The organism is Gordonia sp. IEGM753, assembly GCF_050321825.1.
GTDB lineage: Bacteria > Pseudomonadota > Gammaproteobacteria > Pseudomonadales > Pseudomonadaceae > Aquipseudomonas.
Map to the genome: position 1 here is coordinate 310303 of NZ_JBNQGB010000001.1, position 26334 is coordinate 336636.

The following is a 26334-nucleotide window of genomic DNA, read 5'->3' on the forward strand; positions in this document are numbered from 1 at the left end:
AAGCCCGCTCTCACATTGACATGGCGCTTTATTCAATCAGGCGCCGAAACCACCGTCGATGGTCAGGCTCGCACCGGTGATGTAACCCGCCTCAGGGCCTACAAGGTAGGCGACGAAACTGGCGATTTCCTCCGCTGTGCCGTAACGGCCTACGGCCATCAATGGGATCAGGCTTTCGGCGAAGTCGCCACTGGCTGGGTTCATGTCGGTATCCACCGGCCCAGGTTGCACGTTGTTGATGGTGATGCCGCGTGGCCCCAGATCGCGTGACAAGCCTTTGGTCAGGCCCACCAGCGCCGCTTTACTCATGGCATAAGGGCCGCCACCGGCGAAGGGCATGCGGTCGGCGTTGGTGCTGCCGATATTGATGATGCGACCCCCTTCAGTCATGTGTTTAGCGGCAGCTTGAGTGGCGACAAACACGCTGCGCACGTTGATCGCCAGCGTTTGATCGAAATCTTCGAGTGTGAAGTCTTCCAGCGGTGCAACGGCCAAAACGCCAGCGTTGTTGACCAGGATGTCGAGGCGCCCGAAGGTTTCAACGGCAGCGCTGACGGCATCCCGGATAGCTTGCGCGTCAGCACTGTCGGCTTTGATAGCCAAGGCTTTGCCGCCGGCTGCGGTGATGCTGTTTTGCAACGCTTCGGCCTTCGCGGTCGAGCTGACGTAGGTGAAGGCGACAGCAGCGCCTTCTGCGGCCAGCCGTTTGACGATGGCCGCGCCGATACCGCGAGACCCGCCTTGTATCAATGCCACTTTGCCGCTGAGGTTCTGAGTAGTCATAACGATCTCCAGACGTCCCGAAGCGTTAGTGCCTCGGTTGATGGAGCCTAGTATCAATGCATGATTACCCGTTGTGTAGGCGGTAATTGCGATAGTCTGTGTAAACCAAAAGTTTATAGTGGCGATTATGGAAACGTTCAGCAGTATCGAATGCTTTGTGCGCAGCGCCGAGGTTGGCAGTTTTGCCGAAGCTGCGCGTCGACTGAGCCTGACCCCGGCCGCCGTCGGCAAAAGTGTCGCCAAACTCGAAGCGCGATTGGGTGTGCGGCTGTTCCAGCGCAGCACGCGCAGCTTGACGTTGACCGAGGCCGGGCAATTGTTTTTGAGCGAAGTGAGTTCCAGCCTGCACACCATTCAAAACGCCGTGGCCAATTTAGCCAGTGCGCAAGGGCTGCCAGCGGGCACCCTGAAAGTGAGCATGGGCACCGTGTTTGGGCGGTTGTATATCGTGCCGTTGCTGGGCGAGTTTCTACGGCGGTTTCCGGCGATCAATCCGGATTGGCATTTTGATAACCGTCAGGTTGATTTGATTGCGCAGGGTTTTGATGCCGCGATTGGCGGGGGATTTGAATTGCCGCAAGGCGTGGTGGCGAGAAAACTGACCGTGGCGCATCGGGTGTTGGTGGCTTCGCCCGAGTACCTGGCAGCCCGTGATCCGATTGTCGAACCGGATAATTTGCGACACCACGACGGCATCCTGATTCGTTCGCCGCAAACCGGACGCGTGCGCTCATGGCAATTGACCAGTCGTACTCAGCAACACAGCCCGCTAACCCTCCAAGCGCTGATGACCATGAGCGATTCGGAGGCTGCTTGCGCGACGGCCGCTCAGGGGTTGGGCATTGCGCTGGTGAGCATGCCGTTCGCCGTCGGTTATTTGCAGTCAGGCGTTTTGCAGCGGGTGCTACCGGACTGGTACGTCGACGATGGCAACATCTCCATTTATTACGCCGAGCACAAGTTGTTGCCCGGCAAGACCCGGGCGTTCGTTGATTTTGTTATCGAGCAATTTGCGGAGCAAGGGTTGGGGCAGCGGTTCAGCGCGGTTTGAGGCGGGCCTGATACCGTGTCACGGCCTTCGCGAGCAAGCCCGCGACTCGGTCTAACGCTGCGAACTCAGCGCCCAAATTTTCCAGGCCAGCCAATGATCTTCTTCGGCCGCGGCGTCGCATAGGTCCGCACCTTGGACGTCGACAGCCCCAAACGCACCAGAGATTCGGCAATGGTCACCGCCGCCGTCACGCCATCAATCACGGGCACTCCGGTGCGTCGACGAATCTGCTCATCCAGTCCAGCCATGCCGCCGCAGCCCAGGCAAATCACTTCGGCTTTATCCTCCTGCACGGCCAATTCAGCCTGACGAACAATCGCTTCAAGCGCTCGCTCAGGATCCGATTCCAGCTCCAGCACCGCCAAACCGCTGGCCCGTACCGACGCACAGCGATCCCAAAGACCGGACAGTTTTAGACGATCCTCGATCAACGGTACCGTGCGGTCGAGGGTGGTCACCACCGAATACGCGTGGCCCAGGAACATTGCAGTGCTGGCCGCGGCATCGGTGATGTCCACCACCGGCACGTTGAGCAGTTCCTGCAAACCTTCGCGCCCGTGCTCGCCGTAACCGGCCTGTATCACCGCATCGAACGGTTGGTCGTAGGACATCACCCGATCCATAACCGCGATGGCAGCCAGATAACTTTCGAAATTGCCTTCGATGGATTCGGCACCGAAGTGCGGCGTCAGGCCAATGATTTCCGTACCGGGCGCGGCCACCGATTGCGCTGATCGGGCAATGGCCTGGGTGATGGCTTCGGTGGTGTTGACGTTGACCACGAGAATTCGCATGAAAAATCCTTATAACGGGTGGTTCTGCGGCCCGTTTATGCCGGGCCGCCAAGGAGTCAGTGACTGACGTTGTCGACCGCGATCGCTTCACCGCTGACGTCGGCATAAAACGGCTGACGATTAGCGATGATCAGGTAAAGCATGCCCGCGATGCCTGCGCCAATCAGCCAGGAGAACGGCGACACGCTGTGAAAACCCGGCATCAGGGCCAGTACGATGGCGATTGCTGCTGCAGGAATAAACGCTGCCACGGCCCGCAAATTGACGCCGCGGCTGTAGTAATAAGCGCCGTCGGGGTCTTCGCTGTACAACTGCGGCACGTTGACCTGACCTTTTCGTACAAGCCAGTAGTCGACCATGATCACGCCGTACAACGGGCCGAGCAGGGCGCCGAGGCCGGACAGGAAATACACGATCACCAGCGGGCTGTTGTAGAGGTTCCACGGCAGGATCAGCACCGCGATCGTTGCACTGATCAGCCCGGCGCGGCGAAACGTCAGGTATTTGGGTGCCAGGTTGCTCAGCACAAACGCCGGCGCAACGAAGTTGGCCATGATGTTCACCGCCACGGTGACAATCAGGAAGGCCAGGCAGCCGAGTACCAAAAAGAAGGTGTTGGGGATCGAGGCGATGATTTCGGTAGGGCTTTCAATGACCCGACCGTTGATTTGAAATTGCGCGCCGCACAGGAGGACGGTGATGCCGGCGAACACCAGGATGTTCACCGGCAGGCCCCAGAAGTTTCCGACCTTGATGGTTTTACGGCACGGAGACGAGCGGGCGAAGTCGCAAAAGTTGAGGATCAAGGTGCCGTAAATGGCCAACCACAGCGCACCGCCCGCGAAAATATTCCGCCACATTTCGCCACCGGTCAGTGGTTCGCGGATCGACCAGGCGATGGTCGCATTGGCTTGGGTGTACATCCAGCCGGCGAGCGAGGCGACGGTCAGCAAAATAATCGGGCCCGCAAACGCTTCGTAACGGCGCACCATCTCCATACCGTAGGCAAGGATGCCTAACTGAACCAACCAGATCACGATGAAACACACCCAGCCAAGGCTCGACAGACCCAGGATGGAGTTGTGGTCGAAGTCGGCAAAACCGGGATGTACCGCGGTCAGCAGAACCCGGAACACGACCGAGGCGAGGTACGTCTGAATACCGAACCAGGCGATGGCGATAACGGCACGAATCAGCGCAGGAATTTGCGCGCCGTGGATGCCGAAACTGATCCGGCTGATCACCGGAAACGGCACTCCGGTTTTCTGTCCCATGTAACCCGACAGGTTCATGAAGCAATACACCAATGCGGCCCCAATCCCGAGTGACAGCAGAATCTGCCAGCCGCCGAGCCCCAGTGCATACAAACCGATGGCGAAGGAATAGTTGGCGATGTTGTGAACGTCGTTGGTCCATAACGCGAAGATGCTATAGCGGCCCCAGCGTCGGCCCTGCGCCTTGGTCGGTGCCAGGTCTTTGTTGTGCAGGCGAGGGCTGAGCACAACCGGTTCTTGAAACGTTTGGTCGTGAGCAGTGGGAACAGGAGAGGAGGGTAGATCCAGCGCGATGTTGTTATTGGAAAGGCTAGTACGCATTCCGGCAGGCTCCGAGCTTGGCGTCGCGATGACTGTGCGTGAGCATGGGCTCGACAAATCTTCGTCGCGGGCAACAAGCATCATTGGTTACGGGGCATCTGCAGCCTGTACGGGATAGGGCGCTTCAGGCTTGCGGATCTAAAGTGTGTGTATGTTTTGTTCTTATTGTATACAAAACATGTATGCACTTAAGCCAGATCCATGCCAGTCCACGATCTATGAACCGAAAGGTTAATTTCGTTTTGTTATCTAAAATCCGTAACCTGCTGAAATTTAGGCACTATAAATTGACCGTTTGAACAGGTATTTATTTTTCAGGGAGGCGTTTCACGAGGCGCGACTGCGAAGGTCGCTTGGGCGGGGTGTAACTTTTAGCGGCGTTGAAACATAAAGTGCACACACAAATGCCACTGATGGTGACACTCGTGTGTACACATCTTCATTCCGTTACGTCTTGGATGTGCTGATGATGTTACCGGCGTGCAATCCGCATTCTTTTTGCGTGGCTTCTTCCCACCACCAGCGACCTTCACGCTCGTGCTGGTTTGGCAGCACAGGCCGTGTGCACGGCTCGCAGCCGATGCTGATAAAACCGCGTTCGTGCAGGCTATTGTAGGGCAATTCCAGCATGCGGATGTAGCCCCAGATTTCCTCGCTGGTCATTTGCGACAGCGGGTTGAATTTGTACAGCGTGCGTTCTGGCGTGGAGAACGCGGTGTCGATTTCCATCACGGCGACCGCGCTTCGTGTGCCAGGACTCTGGTCGCGACGCTGGCCGGTGGCCCACGCGGTCACGCCAGACAACTTGCGCCGCAGCGGCTCGATCTTGCGGATGCCGCAGCATTCGCCATGCCCGTCCTTGTAAAAACTGAACAGGCCCTTTTCCTTCACGAACGGTTCCAGTTTGGTGTAGTCCGGCGACACCAGTTCGATCTCGATCTTGTAGTGCTCACGCACCTGATCGATGAAACGATAGGTTTCGGGGTGCAAACGACCGGTGTCGAGGCTGAACACCTTGACGTTCTTGTTCAGCTTCCAGGCCATGTCCACCAGCACCACGTCTTCGGCGCCGCTGAAAGATATCCACAGGTCATCGCCAAACTCGGCAAAAGCCAGTTTCAGGATGTCCTGGGCGGATTTATTGGCGTAAGTCGTGGCGAGTTCCACGACATCGAACGATGGGCTCATCAGGGCGGCTTCCTACAGGTCGGTGGCGCTGGGCGCTCTATATGGGGCTGATGGTAACAAAATCCTGCCCTCGCTGGCGCGTCCTCTGCGTTGCGCAGCTGCGCCTGAATCGCTAGAGTTCGGCAGTCTTTTTACGTGCTCGACTCAATAAACAATACAAATGGGAGTGTCTTGTGGAAATTGCCTGTCTGGATCTTGAAGGTGTGCTGGTCCCGGAAATCTGGATCGCTTTCGCCGAAAAAACCGGGATTGAGTCCCTCAGGGCTACCACTCGGGACATTCCCGATTACGACGTGCTGATGAAACAACGTTTGCGGATTCTCGACGAACACGGTCTGAAATTGTCCGATATCCAGCAAGTGATCGCCACGCTGAAGCCGCTGGAAGGCGCTGTCGAGTTCGTCAACTGGCTGCGTGAACGCTTTCAGGTGGTGATTCTGTCAGACACGTTCTACGAGTTCTCCCAGCCGCTGATGCGTCAACTGGGCTTTCCGACGTTGCTTTGCCATCGCCTGATTACCGATGATTCAGGTCGCGTGACCAGCTATCAGCTGCGTCAGAAAGATCCGAAGCGCCAATCGGTGCTGGCGTTCAAGAGTCTTTATTACCGTGTGATCGCCGCCGGTGATTCCTACAATGACACCACCATGCTCGGCGAGGCAGACGCCGGGATTCTGTTTCACGCCCCGGATAACGTGATTCGCGAGTTTCCGCAGTTCCCGGCGGTGCACACCTTTGAGGACTTGAAACAGGAGTTCATCAAAGCGTCGAATCGCGCCCTGACCTTGTAAAACCAGCCATGTGGAGAGGGAGCAAGCTCCCTCGCCATAAAACGCTACAGGTTTTGCAGGGTGTCGAGCAGGACCTTCACCTTGGTGATCGATTCCTGATACTCGGCTTGCCACTGCGAATCGGCAACGATTCCACCCCCGCCCCAGCAACAGACTTGTCCGTCCTTCACCAGCAAACTGCGGATCGCGATGGAGCTGTCCATTTCGCCGCGCACATCCAGGTACAACAACGAACCGCAGTACAACCCCCGTCGATTCGGTTCCAGTTCGTCAATAATTTGCATCGCCCGAATCTTCGGTGCACCCGTGATCGAGCCGCCAGGGAAGCTGCCGGCAATCAGGTCCAGTGGGTCCCGGTCATCGGCCAGTATCCCGGTCACACTGCTCACCAAGTGATGCACGTTTGGATAGCTTTCCAGGCTGAACAACTCCGGCACCCGTACTGAGCCGATGCGGCAGGTGCGGCCAAGGTCGTTGCGCAGCAGGTCGACGATCATCAGGTTTTCCGCCCGGTCCTTGGGGCTGGCCAATAACTCGTCGGCGTTCGCGGCATCTTCTGCAGGTGTCAGGCCGCGAGGGCGGGTGCCTTTGATGGGGCGGGTTTCAACACGGCGCTCGCTGACCTTAACGAAACGCTCCGGAGACAGGCTCAGTATCGCGCCACCCTCGGGCAGGCTCTGGAAACCGGAAAACGGGGTCGGGCACGCCGCACGCAATGCCACGTAAGCGGCCCATGGATCACCTTGGCAATGCGCGCGGAACCGTTGGGCAAAGTTAACCTGATAACAGTCGCCGGCCTGGATGTAATGCTGGATACGCGCCAGCGCATCGCGATATTCGTCAGCGCTGAGGTCGGCGCTCATCGGCGCATGCAACTTGAATGGCTGAACCGGCTCAACCGTCGATTGACCGAACAAGGCAATCAGGCGCTCACGTTCGCTGGTTGTCAGCGTCGGGTGAAACACCAATTGACTGGTCGCCAACTGGTGATCGCTGATCAACGCCCAGTCGTACAGGCCAAAACGTGCGTCGGGCAAATGCAGGTCGTCCTGCGCCTGGCTCGGCAGGTGCTCCAGATGTCGGCCGAAGTCGTAGCTCAAGTAACCGATCAGACCGCCGGCAAAGGGTAAATCGAGAGGCACCTCCGCCGTGCCGAGTCGTGTCAGATTGTCGCGCAGCCGCTGCAGGAAAGCCGTGCCACTTTCCTCCGGCGCCACCGTCAACTGTTCCAGCGGCCAGGCGCTCAGCAGATCAAAACGTCCACGCTCGGCCGCGGGCCGGCCACTGTCGAGCAGCACGGAACCTGGGGCATGACGAATCGCCGCGAAGTACTCGGCGGGGTTGGCGCGATAGGGCAACGGGTATACGGAACAGGTCAACATGAGCGGCGCAGATCAGCCATCGAGGCGGGGTGGCGATTGTAGTCTCCTCGCGGAATTGCTCCTAGAGGGGATGTCGGGAAGAGGTCAATGGGAGGCGGTTGAGTTCAGTCTGTGGTGAGGGGATTTATCCCCGTTAGGCAGCGAAGCGGCCTCGGAATCAGGCCTGCTGCGCAGTCCAACGGGGATAAATCCCCTCACCACAAATCACTGGGGTCAGCCTTCGACGGCAGGAATATGCCCGAACATTTCTTGCACGAACGCAACCCGTTCTTCGGGCGTTTCGGTCACGCCGCACGCTTTCAAGTCTTCCAGCCGCGCTTCTACTGCGTGTGTGCGCAAGGTGAGGCCGCAATCATTGGCGATCTGAATATTCAGTCCCGGGCGGGCATTCAACTCAAGAATCAGCGGCCCTTTCTCTTGATCCAGCACCATGTCGACACCGATGTAACCCAGTCCGCACAGCTCATAACAGCCGGCGGCGAGCTTCATGAAGCCGTCCCAGTAGGGCAGTTGCACGCCGTCCACCGCATTGGTGGTGTCCGGGTGTTTGGTGATGATGTTGTTCAGCCAGGTACCGCGCAGCGTCAGGCCTGTAGCGAGGTCAACGCCGACGCCGATGGCGCCCTGGTGCAAATTGGCCTTGCCGCCGGACTGACGGGTCGGCAAGCGCAACATGGCCATTACCGGGTAACCCATCAGCACAATGATGCGAATGTCCGGCACGCCTTCATAACTGATGCTTTTGAAGATCTGGTCCGGGATCACGCGGTACTCGATCAAGGCGCGGTCGCGGTGGCCACCCAGCGAGTAGAGGCCGGTGAGGATGCTGGAAATCTGGTGTTCGATTTCCTCGTGGCTGATGATCTTGCCGGACACCGTGCGGTAACGCCCTTCAAAGCGGTCGGCGATCACCAGGATGCCATCGCCGCCAGCGCCCTGGGCCGGTTTGATCACGAAGTCGTTGCGCCCGCCGATGATCTCGTCGAGGTTGTCGATTTCTTTCTCGGTGGAAATCACGCCATACAGTTCCGGCACATGAATGCCGGAGGCAATCGCGCGCTCCTTGGTGATGATCTTGTCATCGACAATCGGATACAGACTGCGCTTGTTGTACTTCAATACGTAGTCTGCGTTGCGCCGATTGATGCCCATGATGCCCCGTGCTTCCAGGGCCTTCCAGGTTTTCCAGAACCCGAACATCAGGCGTCAGCCTTCTTGAGGAATGCCTTGAAACGCACCAGTTCGGTCAGGCGGTAGCCGCGATAGCGACCCATTGCCAGCATGAAGCCCACCAGAATCAACAGGATCGCCGGGAACGTGAACACGAAGTACACCAGTTCCGGCACGCTCATGATCAGGTGTGCGAGGGACGCGGCGAACAGCGTACCAATGGCGACTTTCATCGCATGACCGCCACCGCGTTCTTCCCAGGTGATCGACAGGCGTTCGATGGTCATGGTCAGGATCACCATCGGGAACAGTGCCACGGACAACCCGCGCTCCAGCCCGAGCTTGTGACTGAACAGGCTGATCGCCGCGATCAGCACCACCACAAACGTCAGCACCACCGACAACCTGGGCAGCATTTGCAGCTTCAGGTGTTCGAGGTAGGAGCGCAGCGACAGCCCCAGCGCCGTGATGATCGTAAACAGCACGATGCCGAAGCCCAGTTGGGTTTCTCGGAAGGCGAGGGCGATCAACACCGGGGTAAACGTGCCCAGGGTCTGCAAGCCAATCAGGTTACGCAGGATCAGGATCACCAGCACACCAATCGGGATCATCACCATGATCATGAAGGTCTGCTGGGTTTGCAGTGGCAAGCCGTACAGCGAGTATTCGAGGAAATTGGCGTCGGTGTTTTCGTCGGTGAGCTTGGCCAGGCGAATGGCGTTCATTTCGCTGTTGTTAAGGCTGAACGTCACGTTGGCTTTTTTGCCGCCATCAACGGTGATCAGGTTTTCATCGCCGGTCCACCACAACAGGCGATCGGTCGGCATGCCCTGTTCGCCGGTTTCCGGGTTGAAGTACAGCCAATCGGAGCCGTTGAAGCTGCGCAACCACAGTTCAGGCGTTTGCGGTTGGTCGGCCACCAGGCGGATGGTATGGACCTTCTCCACTGGCACGTGGGCAATGGACAGCACCAGTTCGACGATCCGGGCTTTGTTCGCGGTGGATGGATCGCCGCCGAGCAGCAGTTTCACGTTGTCGTCGTTGAGATTGTTGACACGCTTGATCGCTTCGCCGACGAAGGTTTCGACGTCGGCGGAGTGCTGGCGGATGGGCGCGAGCAGGGCTTCAGCGGCGACTTTTTCTGCGCCTTCGACGGCGATGCTGTCGCGGAAGGTCGGGCCCTTGATTTTGGATTTTTCACCGCTGTAGCGTTTGGTCAGCACCAGACGGTAATAAAGAGTCTGGTTGCCCTTGGCCCGACGTGCCGACCAGGTGACCTTGCGGTTGCCATCGATCCGGTTCACGGCCACGCCGTAGTTATTGGAGATGAAGCTTTCGTTCAGGCTGACAAAGTCGCGGCTCAGGGGCGGCACGAACATCTGGATCTTGACCGGATCCTTGGCACTGGCGACGAACTCGACCTTGGCATCGATGTTCCACAAGTCGTCGGTGGCGTCTTCGGTCACGGGAATGCCGAGCACGAAGATTTGATAGGCCGTAACTGAAATGCCCAGCACCACCAGAATGGTGATCAGGATTTTCAGATGGAGGGTAAGAGAGCGCATTGGAATTACTCTGCGGTATGAGCGTCGGTGGCGCAGGCGGGTTTGCCAGCAGCGTATTTGAGACTGGGGTCAACCAGCGCATCGAAGCGTTTGAGTGCTTCGGACCCGATCAGGAGCGGGTATTGAAAAGCGCTGCGGTCGGTCAGGTTGACTTCGATGCTGCGTAACGCGGAGCCCATGCAAATGTCCAGTTCGATGACCGGACGGGCGGTGTACTTCTTGCCTTCTTCAGGGTCGTAATCACCGGCCCGGCGCTTGATTTTGCTGACGCGGGCCAACGGCCGTTCGATGGGGTGCGAATGCGCGGCGTCGATTGCCAAGTAGAAGCGCACCCAGGATTCGCCATTGCGTTTGAAGCGTTTGATATCGCGGGCACTGAGTGAGGCGGTTTTAGCCCCGGTGTCGAGTTTGGCGGCGACCTGCAGGTCAATTCCGTCCAGCGAAGCGTACTCGTTGAGGCCGTACACGGTCTTTTCCCCCGCCGCGGCGACGCCTGGCAGGCAAAGAAGATAAAGGAATGTGGGGAAGGGCTTGAGTCTCATAAATCCTGGTGCGCAGCGGTCCGTACTTCAATTCAAGACCCTGGCATCGCTGCGCAAGCTCCCTCGTAGGCCTATCAACTATTTATGACAAGCAGTGCAGATGTCACAGACAAATGCGGGCGGCATTCTAGCACGGTGGTTTTATGGCGCCAGCGCCGGGGGGCGGCTATAACCGGTACGGCTGCTTCGTTATGGTGCGGCCAGTTATTAGACGATTGTCGACAATACCCATTTTTTCTTTGACTATTTGGGTGGTATTCGCTAGTTTTTGCGGCATCAGCTTTCAAGGTGTCGACAATATGCTGGATCAACTCGATCCCCCGGTCATAGCGCAAGACGATTCGGAGACACTTTCCGAAAACGTCTTCCGACGCATTCAGGCGGCTATCGTCAAAGGCGAGATCGCCCCGGGCAGCAAGATCTCCGAGCCAGAGCTGGCGCGCACCTATGGCATCAGTCGCGGGCCGCTGCGCGAGGCGATTCACCGGTTGGAGGGCCAGAGGCTATTGGTTCGGGTGCCGCACGTCGGAGCCCGCGTGGTATCGCTCAATCATGCCGAGCTGCTGGAACTCTACGAAATCCGCGAGTCGCTGGAAGGCATGGCGTGTCGCCTGGCAGCCGAGCGCATGACGCTCGAAGAAATCGACGAGTTGCGCCGCGTGCTGGAAACCCATGAGCGCGATGCTGCGTTTCAGGCCGGTGTTGGCTATTACCAGCAGGAAGGCGATTTCGACTTCCACTACCGAATCATTCAGGGCAGCGGTAACCGCACCTTGACCCAGATGCTCTGCGGCGAGTTGTATCAACTGGTGCGCATGTACCGCATCCAGTTCTCCACCACCCCCAATCGCCCGCGTCAGGCTTTTGCCGAACACCACAGAATTCTCGATGCCATCGCCGACCGTGACGGTGAGCTGGCCGAGTTGTTGATGCGCCGCCACATTGGCGCTTCCAAACGCAATATTGCCCGTCACTATCAGGACGGTGCTAACCCGACAGCCACTGAACGAGGTGAGTCATGAGTTCCAACAAGAGCACTCCAGGCCAGCGTTTCCGCGATGCGGTCGCCAGCGAGCATCCGCTGCAAGTGGTGGGCGCGATCAACGCCAACCACGCACTGTTGGCCAAGCGCGCCGGTTTCAAGGCGATTTATCTGTCGGGTGGCGGGGTGGCTGCCGGCTCCCTCGGCGTGCCGGACCTGGGCATCACCGGCCTGGATGACGTGCTGACCGACGTGCGCCGCATCACCGACGTCTGCGACCTGCCGCTGCTGGTGGACGTGGACACCGGTTTCGGTTCCTCGGCGTTCAATGTGGCGCGTACCGTCAAATCGATGATCAAGTTCGGTGCGGCAGCAATCCATATCGAAGACCAGGTCGGCGCCAAGCGCTGTGGGCATCGTCCAAACAAAGAAATCGTGTCGTTGCAGGAAATGGTCGATCGCATCAAGGCTGCGGTCGATGCGCGTACCGATGACAGCTTCGTGATCATGGCCCGCACCGACGCCCTGGCGGTGGAAGGCCTGGAGTCGGCACTGGATCGTGCTGCTGCCTGTGTCGAGGCTGGCGCCGACATGATTTTCCCGGAAGCCATCACCGAGCTGGACATGTACAAGCTGTTCGCCAATCGCGTGAAAGCCCCGATCCTGGCCAATATCACCGAGTTTGGCGCGACCCCGCTGTACACCACCGAGCAGCTCGCTGCCGCTGACGTGTCGCTGGTGCTATACCCATTGTCCGCGTTCCGCGCGATGAACAAGGCTGCGGAAAACGTGTACACCGCCATCCGCCGCGATGGCACGCAACAGAACGTCATCGACACCATGCAAACTCGCATGGAGCTTTACGATCGCATCGACTACCACACCTTCGAGCAGAAGCTCGATGCGTTGTTTGCCGCGAAGAAGTAATTGTAGGAGCGAACCTGCTCGCGAAGGACGTTAACGATAATGCGGTGTCCCTGATGCACCGAGGTATGGCGTCCACCATCGCGAGCAGGCTCGTTCCCACAGGTTTCCCAAATAAATTCAAGATTGGAGACAGCAATGGCTGAAGCAAAAGTACTCAGTGGCGCCGGGCTCCGTGGCCAGGTTGCCGGACAAACCGCACTGTCCACCGTGGGCCAGGCCGGTGCCGGCCTGACCTACCGCGGCTACGATGTTCGCGAGCTGGCGGCGGATGCACAGTTTGAAGAAGTGGCTTACCTGCTGCTTTACGGCGAGTTGCCGAGCAAAGCCCAACTCGCGGCTTACGAAGACAAACTGAGCAAGCTGCGTGACCTGCCGCAAGCGTTGAAGGAAGTGCTGGAACGCATTCCTGCCGATGCACATCCGATGGATGTCATGCGCACCGGTTGCTCGTTCCTCGGCAACATTGAGCCTGAGCAAGACTTCAGCGAGCAGCACGACAAGACCGACCGTCTGCTGGCCGCGTTCCCGGCGATCATGTGCTACTGGTATCGCTTCAGCCACGATGGCAAGCGCATCAGTTGCGTCAGCGACGAGCGAACCATTGGTGGTCATTTCCTGCACCTGCTGCACAGCAAGAAGCCAAGCGAGTTGCACGTCAAGGTGATGAACGTTTCGCTGATCCTGTACGCAGAGCACGAGTTCAACGCCTCGACGTTTACCGCGCGGGTGTGTGCTTCGACATTGTCCGACCTGTATTCGTGCATCACTGCTGCTATCGGCTCCTTGCGCGGCCCGCTGCACGGCGGCGCCAACGAGGCGGCGATGGAAATGATCGAGCGCTTCAGTTCGCCCGAAGAGGCGATCAAAGGCACGCTCGGCATGCTTGAGCGGAAAGACAAGATCATGGGCTTCGGTCACGCTATCTATAAGGACAGCGACCCACGCAATGAAGTGATCAAGGGCTGGGCGAAAAAGCTTGCCGACGAAGTGGGAGACACCGTGTTGTTTCCGGTTTCCGAAGCGATCGACAAGACCATGTGGGAGCAGAAAAAACTGTTCCCGAACGCTGACTTCTACCATGCGTCGACGTACCACTTCATGGGCATTCCGACCCAGTTGTTCACGCCGATTTTCGTCTGCTCGCGCCTGACAGGCTGGGCGGCGCATGTGTTTGAACAGCGTGCCAACAACCGCATCATCCGCCCGAGCGCCGAATACATCGGCGTCGAACAGCGCAAGTTCGTGCCAATCGAACAACGCTGAGTGGGGGAGGCCTGCACCGGGATCTGAATCCAACACAGATCCCTGTGGGAGCGAGCCTGCTCGCGATGACGGACTGACAGGCAACATCAATGTCGCCAGTTACATCGCTATCGCGAGCAGGCTTGCTCCCACAGTGGATTGTGTTGAATTCAAACCGGGTGCCAGGCCCACCTTGTGCAACTACCGTGACCGAGTCCCGACCTGATGAACACTGAATTTCGCAAATCGCTGCCCGGCAGTCATCTGGATTACTTCGACGTCCGTGCGGCGGTCGAAGCCATCCAGCCTGGCGCCTATGACACCCTGCCGTACACCTCCCGCGTACTCGCGGAGAACCTGGTGCGTCGCTGCGATCCGGCCACGCTCACAGACTCCTTGAAGCAATTCATCGAGCGCAAACGCGACCTCGATTTTCCATGGTTCCCGGCGCGCGTCGTGTGCCACGACATTCTTGGCCAGACCGCCCTGGTCGACCTCGCCGGCCTGCGCGACGCCATCGCTTTGCAAGGTGGTGATCCGGCACAAGTGAACCCGGTGGTGCCGACCCAATTGATCGTCGACCACTCGCTGGCCGTTGAGCGCGGCGGTTTCGATCCAGAAGCGTTCGAGAAGAACCGTGCCATCGAAGACCGTCGTAACGAAGACCGTTTTCATTTCATCAACTGGACCAAAAAAGCCTTCAAGAACGTTGATGTGATTCCGCCGGGTAACGGGATCATGCACCAGATCAACCTCGAGAAAATGTCGCCGGTGATTCAGGTGCGTGACGGCGTGGCATTCCCTGATACCTGCGTGGGTACTGACAGCCATACGCCGCATGTCGACGCCCTCGGTGTGATCGCCATTGGTGTCGGCGGCCTGGAAGCGGAAAGCGTGATGCTCGGCCGCGCATCGTGGATGCGTCTGCCGGAAAGTGTTGGCGTTGAGTTGACCGGCAAGCTGCAACCGGGCATCACTGCCACCGACATGGTGTTGGCGCTGACCGAATTCCTGCGCAAGCAAAAAGTGGTGGGCGCATGGCTCGAGTTCTTTGGTGAAGGCGCAAGTGCGCTCACCCTTGGCGACCGCGCAACGATCTCCAACATGGCCCCGGAATACGGCGCCACCGCGGCGATGTTCTACATCGACCAGCAGACCATCGACTACCTCAAGCTTACCGGCCGTGAAGACGAGCAGGTGCAGTTGGTCGAGAACTACGCGAAAACCACAGGCCTGTGGGCCGACAGCTTGAAGGGTGCGCAATACGAGCGCGGCTTGACCTTCAACCTGTCCTCGGTGGTGCGCAACATGGCTGGCCCGAGCAACCCGCATGCGCGCGTTGCCACCTCGGACCTCGCTGCCCAAGGCATCTCTGGCCAATGGGACGAAGTGCCCGGGCAGATGCCGGATGGCGCGGTGATCATCGCTGCCATCACCAGTTGCACCAACACCAGTAACCCGCGCAACGTCATCGCCGCCGGTCTGCTGGCGCGCAATGCCAACGCGCTCGGATTGACCCGCAAGCCGTGGGTCAAATCGTCCTTGGCGCCGGGTTCGAAAACCGTGGCCTTGTACCTCGACGAAGCCGGTTTGACCCGTGAACTGGAACAGCTCGGTTTTGGCATCGTGGCCTTTGCCTGCACGACCTGCAACGGCATGTCGGGTGCACTCGACCCGGTGATCCAGCAAGAAATCATCGACCGCGATCTGTACGCGACCGCTGTGCTGTCCGGCAACCGCAACTTCGACGGCCGGATTCACCCGTACGCCAAAAACGCGTTCCTCGCTTCGCCACCGCTGGTGGTTGCTTACGCCATCGCCGGGACCATCCGTTTTGACATCGAAAAAGACGTGCTGGGCGTGGTCGACGGTAAAGAAATTCGCCTGAAAGATATCTGGCCGAGCGACGAAGAAATCGACGCGGTGGTCAAGGCTTCGGTCAAGCCTGAGCAGTTCCGCCAGGTCTACATTCCAATGTTTGCGATCCACGAAGACACCGGCCCGAAAGTTACGCCGCTGTACGACTGGCGCGAAATGAGCACCTACATCCGTCGTCCGCCGTACTGGGAAGGTGCGCTGGCCGGCGCCCGTCCGCTGAAGGGCATGCGCCCATTGGCGGTGCTGCCAGACAACATCACCACCGATCACCTGTCGCCTTCCAACGCGATCATGCTCGACAGCGCCGCCGGCGAATACCTGGCGAAAATGGGCTTGCCGGAAGAGGATTTCAACTCTTACGCGACGCACCGCGGCGACCACTTGACCGCTCAGCGCGCAACCTTTGCCAACCCGAAACTGTTCAATGAAATGGTTCAGGAAAACGGCAAGGTCAAGCAGGGTTCACTGGCGCGCGTAGAGCCTGAGGGCCAGGTCATGCGCATGTGGGAAGCGATTGAAACCTACATGGAACGCAAGCAGCCGCTGATCATCATTGCCGGTGCCGACTACGGTCAGGGTTCGTCCCGCGACTGGGCAGCCAAAGGCGTGCGACTGGCGGGTGTGGAAGCCATTGCCGCTGAAGGTTTCGAGCGCATTCACCGCACCAACCTGGTGGGCATGGGCGTGCTGCCGCTGGAGTTCAAACCGGGCACCGATCGCCATACCCTGGCCATCGATGGCAGCGAAACCTACGACGTGATCGGTGAGCGCACGCCGCGTGCCGAACTGACGTTGGTGATCAATCGCAAAAATGGTGAGCGCGTTGAAGTGCCGGTGATGTGTCGTCTCGACACCGCCGAAGAAGTGTCGATTTACGAGGCTGGCGGCGTGTTGCAACGTTTCGCGCAGGACTTCCTTGAATCGGCAGTAGCCGTTTAAAACGCAAAGCCGCAGGGGCTTCAATCCCCTGCGGCCATTAGAGGAATGACATGGCTCACGTACCTCAAATCAAGATCGCTGCCACTTATATGCGCGGCGGCACCAGTAAAGGCGTGTTTTTCAGCCTGCAGGATTTGCCCGAAGCGGCGCAGGTTCCAGGCCCCGCCCGCGATGCGCTGTTGCTGCGCGTCATCGGCAGCCCGGACCCGTACGACAAGCAAATCGACGGCATGGGCGGTGCAACGTCCAGCACCAGCAAAACCGTGATTCTGTCGAAAAGCATCAAGGCTGATCACGACGTCGATTACCTGTTTGGCCAGGTCTCCATCGACAAGCCTTTTGTCGACTGGAGCGGTAACTGCGGCAACCTGTCGGCGGCAGTCGGCTCGTTTGCCATCAGCAATGGCCTGGTAGATGCCAGTCGCATTCCGCACAACGGCGTGGCGGTTGTTCGCGTGTGGCAGGCCAACATCGGCAAGACCATCATTGCGCATGTGCCTATCACCAACGGTGAAGTGCAGGAAACCGGTGATTTCGAACTCGACGGCGTGACCTTCCCGGCAGCAGAAGTCCAAGTCGAATTCATGGACCCGGCGGCAGAAGAAGAGGGCGGCGGTGGTTCGATGTTTCCGACCGGCAACCTGGTCGACGACCTGGAAGTGCCTGGCGTCGGAACCTTCAAGGCAACCATGATCAATGCCGGCATCCCGACCATTTTTGTGAATGCCGAAGACATCGGTTACACCGGCACCGAGTTGCAAGGCGCGATCAACGGCGATCCGAAAGCCTTGGCAATGTTTGAGACCATTCGTGCTTACGGCGCGTTGCGCATGGGCCTGATCAGCAATCTTGATGAGGCGGCCAAACGTCAGCACACGCCAAAAGTCGCGTTCGTTGCCAAGCCTGCGGCCTACGTCGCCTCCAGCGGCAAGGCGATTGCGGCGGGTGATGTCGACTTGCTGGTACGTGCGCTGTCGATGGGTAAATTGCACCACGCCATGATGGGCACCGCGGCCGTCGCAATCGGCACGGCCGCAGCGATTTCCGGCACATTGGTCAATCTGGCGGCGGGCGGCATCGAGCGCAACGCCGTGCGCTTCGGGCATCCGTCCGGCACGTTGCGCGTTGGCGCTGAAGCCAGCCAGGAAAACGGTGAGTGGGTGGTCAAAAAAGCCATCATGAGCCGCAGTGCACGGGTGTTGATGGAAGGTTACGTCCGTATTCCGGGCGACGCTTTCTAATCCACACACCCAACCAATGTGGGAGCGAGCCTGCTCGCGATTGCGGTCTTTCAGCAAAAGTGATGTCGACTGATCCAACGCCATCGCGAGCAGGCTCGCTCCCACAGGGGACCTCTGGCGCACACGGAGTCTGTGGCTGGAACAGGCCCCATGGTGGGAGCGAGCCTGCTCGCGATAGCGGTCTTCCGGCAAAATTGATGTCGACTGAGTTAACGCCATCGCGAGCAGGCTCGCTCCCACCGTTGAATGCACTTCAAAATAAGAAATGGTAAACAACCGGAACTGCCCCTGAACCGAGGTCCCATCAACGAACCACTTCACGAGTGAATCGAACATGAGCGCCAACGTCGACCTGAACAACCGCCCCGACTACGACACGGTCCTGCAGGACATCGCAGACTACGTCCTCAACTTCAAAATCGAATCCCAAGAAGCGCTCGATACAGCCCGTAACTGCCTGATGGACACCTTGGGCTGCGGCCTGCTGGCGCTGCGCTTTCCCGAATGCACCAAGCACCTGGGCCCGATTGTCGAAGGCACCGTCGTGCCTTTTGGCGCTCGGGTGCCGGGCACCCGTTTTCGCCTGGACCCGGTGAAAGCCGCATGGGACATCGGCTGCATCGTGCGCTGGCTCGACTACAACGACACCTGGCTCGCTGCCGAATGGGGACACCCCTCCGATAACCTCGGCGGCATTCTTGCGGTGGCCGATCACCTGTCGCAAAAACGCGTGGCCAATGGCGATGCCCCACTGACTGTGCGCGCAGTGCTTGAGACGATGATCATGGCCCATGAAATCCAGGGTGTGATTGCCCTGGAAAACTCCTTCAATCGGGTTGGGCTCGATCACGTCATTCTGGTGAAAGTCGCCTCAACCGCCGTCACCGCCAAACTCATGGGCGCCAATCGCGAGCAATTGCTTGCGGCGTTGTCGCATGCCTTCGCCGACGGCCAGGCGCTGCGCACTTATCGTCATGCGCCAAACGCCGGGTCGCGCAAGTCATGGGCGGCGGGCGACGCGTCCAGCCGTGGCGTGCGCCTGGCCGATATCGCGATGCGAGGCGAAATGGGTATTCCAGGCGTGCTGACCGCCAAGCAGTGGGGTTTTTACGACGTGCTGTTCAGCCACACCAACAACGACCTGGCGCTCAAACCGCTAGACAAAAGGGCTTTCAGCTTCTCCCGCGCGTACGGCAGCTACGTGATGGAAAACGTGTTGTTCAAAATCAGTTTTCCGGCCGAGTTTCACGCGCAAACCGCTTGTGAAGCCGCCGTGACCTTGCACCCGCAGGTCAGAAATCGCCTGCATGAAATCGACAAGATCGTTATCACCACTCACGAGTCGGCGATCCGGATTATTTCCAAGGTGGGGCCGCTGGCGAACGCGGCGGATCGTGATCACTGCATTCAGTACATGACCGCCGTGCCGCTGGCGTTCGGTAATCTGGTTGCCGAGCAATACGAGGATGAATTCCACGCCGCGCATCCGCTCATCGACGTGCTGCGCGAGAAAATGGTCATCGTCGAAAACCCGCAATACACCCGCGAATACCTTGAACCAGACAAGCGCTCGATCGCCAACGCGATCCAGGTGTTTTTCAAGGACGGCTCGAGCACCGAGAACGTAGTGGTGGAGTACCCGATTGGCCATCGACGTCGCCGCGTCGATGGCATTCCGTTGCTGGAAGACAAATTCAAAGCCAACCTGGCGACACGTTTCACCGCTTCGCGTAGCGCCGACATTTTTGCTTTGTGCAAGGATCAGGCAAAGCTTGAAGCAACGCCGGTGAACCGTTTCATTGATTTGTGGGTGATCTGAGCCATTTTTCCACGGGCAATTTGGTGATCGCAAATCCCATCAGCAAAATGGCTGAATACATCATCAGCTCCTGGGACAAGGTTTGCCCTTCGTACCAGGCGCCGATGATCACCGCGAACACCGGAAAAATGATGAACACGAACGACAAAATAATCGGGCTTAGCCGTTTCAGCAGCAGGAAATAAACGATAAACCCGCCCACCGATGCAAACAGCCCCAGATACAGCAGGGCACTCCACGAGCGTGTGCTGATCGCACTGAAAACCGGCGCTTCGACGTTCATCCCCGCGACAAACAGCATCAGGCCGGCAATCCCTATCGGCAGTGTGTTGTAGGTGATCACGCTGATCGCCGTGCCGTGTTTTTTGGTCACCACGTAACACAGCGCATGCATGATCGCCGCGCAGAGAATTGCCAGTACGCCAAACAATTCCGCATGGTCCAGGTGCAGCCCTTGGCTGCGAATAATCATGAACAAGCTGCCGAAGCCGATGGCGATGCCGACCACTTGTGACGGGTAGATTTTCTCGCGCAGAAACAGCGCGGAAAACACCAGGATAAACACGGGCATACAACTGAACAAAAGTGCGGTCAGCCCCGATGAAACATGCATCTCGCCGTAGTTCAGCAGGTAATACGGCAGGCTGAAGTACGACAGCGTCACAAACACAAAAAACCAGCGGCTTTCCCTGGGGAAAAACAACGGCTCGCGGCGTATCAGGGCGAAGCCCAAAAACAACGGGAAGGCAATCAGGAACCGCAGCCCGGCGGCCGTCAGTGGCGGCACGGTTTCTACCGCGATCTTGATCCCTAGCCATGTCGTGCCCCAGCTCAGGCACACGATCAGGAACAGTACGCTGGTGATCACCGAGGCCAACCACGGTTTGGCATTACTGGACGGTGCGCTGATGGCGGTGGACATGGCATAGCTCCTGGCGTCTTTGGAATTGACCTGCATCTGGAAAAGGTCTATCCCTGATTGAACCTGTTTCAAGCACGCTATTCGGGGCGCGAATGACTGTCAAAGTAAGTATTGCCATGGTGTCAATCCTGCGCGATGGCCTGGCCAATGGTCTGGGTGTGAAGTACAAACGCCTGGCCGACGCTATCGAAAAAGCTATTGCCGAAGGGGTGATCGAGCCCGGTTGCAAATTGCCGCCGCACCGACTGTTGGCGGACAGCCTGCGCGTGACCATCGGCACCATCAGCCGCGCCTACGGCGAGCTCGAACGTATCGGGCTGGTGGTCGCTCGTGTCGGCGACGGCACTTACGTACGTCAGCGCGGAATGGAGCGCCCACGCGATGGCGGCTTTCGTAACGTCAGTACCGAGCCTCAACCTTTTTTTGACATGAGCCGTAACCAGCCTATTCCGGGGCAGGACGTGCATTTTCTAAGTCAGAGCCTGCAAGCGATTGCCATCGATGCGCAGACGCTGCAGCACATCAGCGGCTACACCGCCGAGGCGGGTCTGTTGCGCCATCGGGCTGCGGGGGCGCAATGGCTGAGCCACCAGGACTTCACACCGAATGCCGAGCAGATCGTTTGCGTTAACGGCGGTCAGCACGGTTTGTTGTGTGCCTTGATGGCACTGCTCAAGGCCGGCGATACCGTGGTCACAGAGCAGCTGACTTACCCAGGCTTGATCAGTGTTGCGCGCATGCTGGGGATCAAGCTGATCGGTGTCGCGATGGATGAAGAAGGGCTGGCGCCCGAAGCGCTCGATGAGGTCTGCCGAATCAATCGCGTGTCGGCGTTGTACTGCACACCCACGCTGCAAAATCCTACCGCTGCAGTCATGTCTGTTGCTCGGCGCGAGGCGATCGCCGACGTTTGCCGGCAGCACAATCTACTGATTGTCGAAGACGAGGCACACGCCGTGTTGGCTCAGCAGCGCCCTTTGCCTCTGAGCCATTTTGCGCCGGAGCGTTCAGTGTTGATCGGCAGTTTGAGCAAAGCGGTTTCAGCCGGTTTGCGCGTCGGTTTCCTGCATGCGCCGCAACCGTTGATCGCACGCTTGAGCGCAGCGGTGCGTGGTACCTGCTGGATGGCTAGCCCGTTGACCCTCGAGGTGGCGACTCAATGGATAGAAAATGGCATCGCCGAACAGTTGTTGGAACAGCAGATTGCCGAAATAAGTCGGCGCAAGGCACTGGTTAGCGAGACGCTTGCGGGGCTGGTTTATAAAACCCATCCGCACAGTCCGCACTTCTGGATCGCAGTGCCGGAGCCATGGCGCGCCTCGCAAATTGCTGAGCAGCTCAAGGAAAATAACTACCTGGTGGCGACGGCCGAGGTTTTTGCGGTGGGGCACGCGACTGTTCCGCAGTTTGTGCGGGCCAGTGTGTGTAATTCGGTGGGGGATGATCGGTTGTTGCTGCAAGGCTTTGAAGCGCTGGCGGGGGCGTTGGCAGAGACCGCGTAATCGTTCATCGCGAGCAGGCTCGCTCCCACAGGGGATTTTTGTCGTACACAAACCTTGTGTTCACCGAAGATTCCCTGTGGGAGCGAGCCTGCTCGCGATGGCGGCAGGTCAGACAATATGATTTTACTTGAACCGCCGCTCCACGCCTTTTTCGACGAGAATCTTCCACAGGGGATTTTTGTCGTACACACACCTTGTGTTCACCGACGATTCCCTGTGGGAGCGAGCCTGCTCGCGATGGCGGCAGGTCAGGCAATATAATTTTACTTGAACCGCCGCTCCACGCCTTTTTCGACGAGGATCTCCCACAGGGGATTTTTGTCGTACACACACCTTGTGTTCACCGACGATTCCCTGTGGGAGCGAGCCTGCTCGCGATGGCGGTAGGTCAGGCAATATAATTTTACTTGAACCGCCGCTCCACGCCTTTTTCGACGAGGATCTCCCACAGGGGATTTTTGTTGTACGCACACCTTGTGTTCGCCGGAGATTCCCTGTGGGAGCGAGCCTGCTCGCGATGGCGGCAGGTCAGGCAATATAATTTTACTTGAACCGCCGCTCCACGCCTTTTTCGACGAGGATCTTCGCGGAAATTTCTTCCACCGAAAAATGCGTGGAATTGATGTGCGGGATGTTCTCGCGGCGGAACAGATTTTCCACTTCGCGCACTTCAAACTCGCACTGGGCATAACTCGAATAACGGCTGTTGGGTTTGCGCTCGTTGCGAATTGCGGTGAGGCGGTCCGGGTCGATGGTCAGGCCGAACAGCTTGTGCTGGTGCGCACGCAGCGCCGCCGGTAATTGCAGGCGCTCCATGTCATCTTCGGTCAGCGGGTAGTTGGCGGCGCGGATGCCGAATTGCATGGCCATGTACAGGCAGGTCGGGGTTTTACCGCAGCGTGACACGCCCACCAGAATCAGGTCGGCCTTGTCGTAATAGTGCGTGCGGGCCCCGTCATCGTTGTCCAGGGCGAAATTCACCGCCTCGATGCGCTCCATGTAATTGGAATTGGTGCCAATCGAATGGGATTTACCGACGGTGTAGGAAGAGTGCTCGGTCAGTTCCTGCTCCAGCGGTGCGAGGAAGGTCGAGAAAATATCGATCATGAAACCATTCGAAGTCGCCAGAATCTCACGAATATCCTGATTGACGATGGTGTCGAAGATGATCGGCCGGAAGCCGTCAGTTTCGGCGGCTTTGTTGATTTGTTGTACCATGGCCCGCGCTTTATCCACGTTGTCGATGTACGGGCGCGTGAATTTGCTGAAGGTAATGTTTTCGAACTGCGCCAACAGGCTTTGCCCGAGGGTTTCGGCCGTAATGCCCGTGCCGTCGGAAATAAAGAAAGCAGATCGTTTCATTTGCACCTTGGGCCTTAAGCTAGTGACGAATCTTGGATATGATAGGCGCGATTTTGCCGGCCGCCATTGGCCCGCATTCTCACTTATTTTCCAGGTCCAGGCCATACAGCTGGCAAACGCTCCATGAGCAGCCGGCTTCTGAGCTTTTCCAACACAGTTAGTGGAGAGATCACCTTGGTAGAGTACGTAGTTTCCCTCGATAAGCTCGGCGTCCATGATGTAGAGCATGTGGGGGGCAAGAACGCATCCCTGGGCGAGATGATCAGTAACCTTGCAGGTGCCGGTGTATCGGTGCCCGGTGGCTTTGCCACGACAGCTCAGGCTTATCGTGATTTTCTGGAACTGAGCGGCCTGAACGATCAGATCCACGCCGCCCTCGACGCCCTGGACGTCGACGATGTCAACGCCCTCGCCAAGACCGGCGCCCAGATCCGCAAATGGATCATGGAAGCCGAGTTCCCCGAGAAGCTCAACGCCGAGATCCGTACCGCGTTCGCCACGCTGTCGGCCGGCAACCCTGACATGGCCGTGGCCGTGCGCTCTTCCGCTACCGCCGAAGACTTGCCGGACGCTTCTTTTGCCGGTCAGCAGGAAACCTTCCTGAACATCCGTGGTGTCGAAAACGTCATTCGCGCCGCCAAAGAGGTGTTCGCTTCACTGTTTAACGATCGCGCGATTTCCTATCGTGTGCATCAGGGCTTCGACCACAAGTTGGTAGCCCTGTCGGCCGGCGTACAGCGCATGGTCCGCTCCGAAACCGGCACGGCCGGCGTGATGTTCACCCTGGATACCGAATCGGGTTTCCGTGACGTGGTGTTTATCACCGGCGCTTACGGCCTGGGTGAAACCGTCGTACAAGGCGCGGTAAACCCGGATGAGTTCTATGTCCACAAAGGCACGCTGGCAGCCGGTCGTCCGGCCATCCTGCGTCGCAACCTGGGCAGCAAAGCCATCAAGATGATTTACGGCGAAGTGGCCACGGCCGGTAAATCGGTCAAGACCATTGATGTCGACAAGGCCGATCGCGCACGTTTTTGCCTCAGCGACGCCGAAGTCAGCGAGTTGGCCAAGCAAGCGATGATCATCGAAAAGCACTACAAGTGCCCGATGGACATCGAATGGGCCAAGGATGGTGATGACGGCAAGCTCTACATCGTTCAGGCCCGTCCTGAAACCGTGAAGAGCCGCACCCAGGCCAACGTCATGGAGCGTTACCTGCTGAAAGAAACCGGCACTGTGCTGGTTGAAGGTCGCGCCATCGGCCAGCGCATCGGCGCCGGCAAGGTGCGGATCATCAAGGACGTGTCCGAAATGGACAAGGTCCAGCCAGGTGACGTACTGGTTTCCGACATGACCGACCCGGACTGGGAACCGGTCATGAAGCGCGCCAGCGCCATCGTCACCAACCGTGGCGGTCGTACTTGCCACGCGGCGATCATCGCTCGCGAGCTGGGCATCCCGGCCGTGGTCGGTTGCGGCAATGCCACCCAGCTGTTGAAAGACGGCCAGGGTGTGACTGTTTCCTGTGCTGAAGGCGACACCGGTTACATCTTCGAAGGCGAACTGGGCTTCGACATCAAGAAAAACTCGGTTGATGCCATGCCGGATCTGCCGTTCAAGATCATGATGAACGTCGGCAACCCGGACCGCGCCTTCGACTTCGCGCAATTGCCGAACGCCGGTGTGGGCCTGGCCCGTCTGGAGTTCATCATCAACCGCATGATCGGTGTGCACCCCAAGGCGCTGCTGAACTACGCCGGGCTGCCGCAGGACATCAAGGACAGCGTCGACAAGCGCATTGCCGGCTACGACGATCCGGTCGGTTTCTACGTCGAGAAGCTGGTTGAAGGCATCAGCACCCTGGCAGCCGCGTTCACGCCGAAAAAGGTCATCGTGCGCCTGTCGGACTTCAAGTCCAACGAATACGCCAACCTGATCGGCGGCAAGCTTTACGAGCCGGAAGAAGAAAACCCGATGCTGGGTTTCCGTGGCGCTTCGCGTTACATCAGCGAATCGTTCCGTGACTGCTTCGAACTCGAATGCCGTGCCCTCAAGCGCGTGCGCAACGAGATGGGCCTGACCAACGTTGAAATCATGGTGCCATTCGTCCGTACCCTGGGCGAAGCGAGCCAGGTCATCGACCTGTTGGCGGAAAACGGTCTGAAGCGTGGCGAAAACGGCCTGCGCATCATCATGATGTGCGAACTGCCGTCCAACGCGATCCTGGCCGAAGAGTTCCTCGAGTTCTTCGACGGTTTCTCTATCGGTTCGAACGACCTGACTCAGCTGACGCTGGGCCTGGACCGTGACTCCGGGATCATCGCGCACCTGTTCGACGAGCGTAATCCGGCGGTCAAGAAGCTGCTGGCCAACGCCATTGCCGCGTGCAACAAGGCTGGCAAGTACATCGGCATCTGCGGCCAGGGCCCTTCGGACCACCCGGACCTGGCCAAGTGGCTGATGGAACAAGGCATCGAAAGCGTTTCGTTGAACCCTGATTCCGTGTTGGAAACCTGGTTCTTCCTGGCTGAAGGTCAAGCAGCAGTCTGATGGTGTGAGAGAAAGGGCCGCTTCCTGTGGGAGCGAGCCTGCTCGCGAAGGCGGACTGACATCCACCAAGGATGTTGGCTGATACACCGCTTTCGCGAGCAGGCTCGCT

20 protein-coding genes are annotated in these 26334 nt (G+C 58.5%); 10 read left to right on the plus strand and 10 right to left on the minus strand.

Going from position 1 to position 26334, the window contains the following annotated elements; genetic code table 11:
* Window positions 1-36 precede the first annotated feature (36 nt).
* A complete protein-coding gene (locus ACQR3R_RS01425; protein ID WP_428270111.1) occupies window positions 37-783 on the minus strand; it encodes an SDR family oxidoreductase in 747 nt (248 codons plus the stop codon).
* Between the two features lie 127 nt (window positions 784-910).
* Here ACQR3R_RS01425 and ACQR3R_RS01430 point away from each other — a divergent pair, with 127 nt between their 5' ends.
* Window positions 911-1834 carry a LysR substrate-binding domain-containing protein gene (locus ACQR3R_RS01430; RefSeq protein ID WP_428270112.1) on the plus strand — a complete coding sequence of 308 codons (924 nt, stop codon included), beginning with the start codon at window positions 911-913 and terminating at the stop codon, window positions 1832-1834.
* Between the two features lie 65 nt (window positions 1835-1899).
* Here ACQR3R_RS01430 and ACQR3R_RS01435 read toward each other — a convergent pair whose 3' ends face one another.
* The 3 genes from ACQR3R_RS01435 to ACQR3R_RS01445 form a co-directional block, all read right to left on the minus strand.
* Window positions 1900-2628, minus strand: a complete 729-nt coding sequence (locus ACQR3R_RS01435; protein WP_428270113.1) for an aspartate/glutamate racemase family protein — start codon at window positions 2626-2628, stop codon at window positions 1900-1902.
* Window positions 2629-2684: 56 nt separating this feature from the next.
* Window positions 2685-4223: a cytosine permease gene (locus ACQR3R_RS01440; RefSeq protein WP_428270114.1), complete on the minus strand. Its 1539-nt coding sequence runs from the start codon at window positions 4221-4223 to the stop codon at window positions 2685-2687.
* A 447-nt stretch (window positions 4224-4670) separates the two neighbouring features.
* Window positions 4671-5411, minus strand: coding sequence for a phosphoadenylyl-sulfate reductase (locus ACQR3R_RS01445; protein WP_428270116.1), 741 nt, complete (start codon window positions 5409-5411; stop codon window positions 4671-4673).
* A 173-nt stretch (window positions 5412-5584) separates the two neighbouring features.
* Here ACQR3R_RS01445 and thrH point away from each other — a divergent pair, with 173 nt between their 5' ends.
* Window positions 5585-6202 (plus strand): bifunctional phosphoserine phosphatase/homoserine phosphotransferase ThrH, encoded by a 618-nt coding sequence (gene thrH / locus ACQR3R_RS01450; protein WP_428270117.1) that lies wholly within the window; start codon window positions 5585-5587, stop codon window positions 6200-6202.
* A gap of 44 nt (window positions 6203-6246) precedes the next feature.
* On the opposite strand, the gene pabB is transcribed toward thrH, so the two are convergent.
* The 4 genes from pabB to ACQR3R_RS01470 all read right to left on the minus strand — a co-directional run bounded on the left by pabB (window position 6247) and on the right by ACQR3R_RS01470 (window position 10786).
* Window positions 6247-7584 carry an aminodeoxychorismate synthase component I gene (gene pabB, locus ACQR3R_RS01455; protein ID WP_428270118.1) on the minus strand — a complete coding sequence of 446 codons (1338 nt, stop codon included), beginning with the start codon at window positions 7582-7584 and terminating at the stop codon, window positions 6247-6249.
* A gap of 213 nt (window positions 7585-7797) precedes the next feature.
* Window positions 7798-8784 carry an alpha-L-glutamate ligase-like protein gene (locus ACQR3R_RS01460; RefSeq protein ID WP_428270119.1) on the minus strand — a complete coding sequence of 329 codons (987 nt, stop codon included), beginning with the start codon at window positions 8782-8784 and terminating at the stop codon, window positions 7798-7800.
* Complete coding sequence (locus tag ACQR3R_RS01465) at window positions 8784-10319, minus strand: osmotic stress tolerance membrane protein RloB (protein WP_428270120.1); 1536 nt, start codon at window positions 10317-10319, stop codon at window positions 8784-8786. The genes ACQR3R_RS01460 and ACQR3R_RS01465 overlap by 1 nt, the downstream gene beginning before the upstream one ends.
* Before the next feature lie 5 nt (window positions 10320-10324).
* Window positions 10325-10786, minus strand: a complete 462-nt coding sequence (locus ACQR3R_RS01470) for a retropepsin-like aspartic peptidase RloA (RefSeq protein ID WP_428270121.1) — start codon at window positions 10784-10786, stop codon at window positions 10325-10327.
* Window positions 10787-11160: 374 nt separating this feature from the next.
* Here ACQR3R_RS01470 and ACQR3R_RS01475 point away from each other — a divergent pair, with 374 nt between their 5' ends.
* The 6 genes from ACQR3R_RS01475 to prpD all read left to right on the plus strand — a co-directional run bounded on the left by ACQR3R_RS01475 (window position 11161) and on the right by prpD (window position 19889).
* Window positions 11161-11883, plus strand: coding sequence for a GntR family transcriptional regulator (locus ACQR3R_RS01475; protein ID WP_059404638.1), 723 nt, complete (start codon window positions 11161-11163; stop codon window positions 11881-11883).
* Window positions 11880-12770: a methylisocitrate lyase gene (gene prpB, locus ACQR3R_RS01480; RefSeq protein ID WP_428270122.1), complete on the plus strand. Its 891-nt coding sequence runs from the start codon at window positions 11880-11882 to the stop codon at window positions 12768-12770. The genes ACQR3R_RS01475 and prpB overlap by 4 nt, the downstream gene beginning before the upstream one ends.
* 135 nt (window positions 12771-12905) lie before the next feature.
* Entirely contained in the window at window positions 12906-14033 is a 1128-nt protein-coding gene (gene prpC / locus ACQR3R_RS01485; protein ID WP_428270123.1) for a bifunctional 2-methylcitrate synthase/citrate synthase, read from the plus strand.
* Window positions 14034-14237: 204 nt separating this feature from the next.
* The gene (gene acnD, locus ACQR3R_RS01490; RefSeq protein ID WP_428270124.1) at window positions 14238-16829 is read left to right on the plus strand and encodes a Fe/S-dependent 2-methylisocitrate dehydratase AcnD; all 2592 of its coding nucleotides are present in this window, start codon (window positions 14238-14240) and stop codon (window positions 16827-16829) included.
* A 50-nt stretch (window positions 16830-16879) separates the two neighbouring features.
* Complete coding sequence (prpF, locus tag ACQR3R_RS01495) at window positions 16880-18070, plus strand: 2-methylaconitate cis-trans isomerase PrpF (RefSeq protein ID WP_428270126.1); 1191 nt, start codon at window positions 16880-16882, stop codon at window positions 18068-18070.
* Window positions 18071-18404: 334 nt separating this feature from the next.
* Window positions 18405-19889 (plus strand): 2-methylcitrate dehydratase, encoded by a 1485-nt coding sequence (gene prpD, locus ACQR3R_RS01500; RefSeq protein ID WP_428270128.1) that lies wholly within the window; start codon window positions 18405-18407, stop codon window positions 19887-19889.
* Here the strand turns inward: prpD and ACQR3R_RS01505 are convergent.
* The gene (locus ACQR3R_RS01505) at window positions 19867-20811 is read right to left on the minus strand and encodes an EamA family transporter (RefSeq protein WP_428270129.1); all 945 of its coding nucleotides are present in this window, start codon (window positions 20809-20811) and stop codon (window positions 19867-19869) included. The genes prpD and ACQR3R_RS01505 overlap by 23 nt on opposite strands.
* A gap of 92 nt (window positions 20812-20903) precedes the next feature.
* Here ACQR3R_RS01505 and ACQR3R_RS01510 point away from each other — a divergent pair, with 92 nt between their 5' ends.
* Entirely contained in the window at window positions 20904-22313 is a 1410-nt protein-coding gene (locus ACQR3R_RS01510) for an aminotransferase class I/II-fold pyridoxal phosphate-dependent enzyme (protein ID WP_428270131.1), read from the plus strand.
* 543 nt (window positions 22314-22856) lie between these two features.
* Here ACQR3R_RS01510 and ppsR read toward each other — a convergent pair.
* Window positions 22857-23675, minus strand: a complete 819-nt coding sequence (ppsR, locus tag ACQR3R_RS01515) for a posphoenolpyruvate synthetase regulatory kinase/phosphorylase PpsR (protein WP_162438315.1) — start codon at window positions 23673-23675, stop codon at window positions 22857-22859.
* Window positions 23676-23843: 168 nt separating this feature from the next.
* Between ppsR and ppsA the strand changes: the two genes are divergently transcribed.
* Window positions 23844-26225: a phosphoenolpyruvate synthase gene (gene ppsA / locus ACQR3R_RS01520; RefSeq protein ID WP_428272589.1), complete on the plus strand. Its 2382-nt coding sequence runs from the start codon at window positions 23844-23846 to the stop codon at window positions 26223-26225.
* Window positions 26226-26334 lie beyond the last annotated feature (109 nt).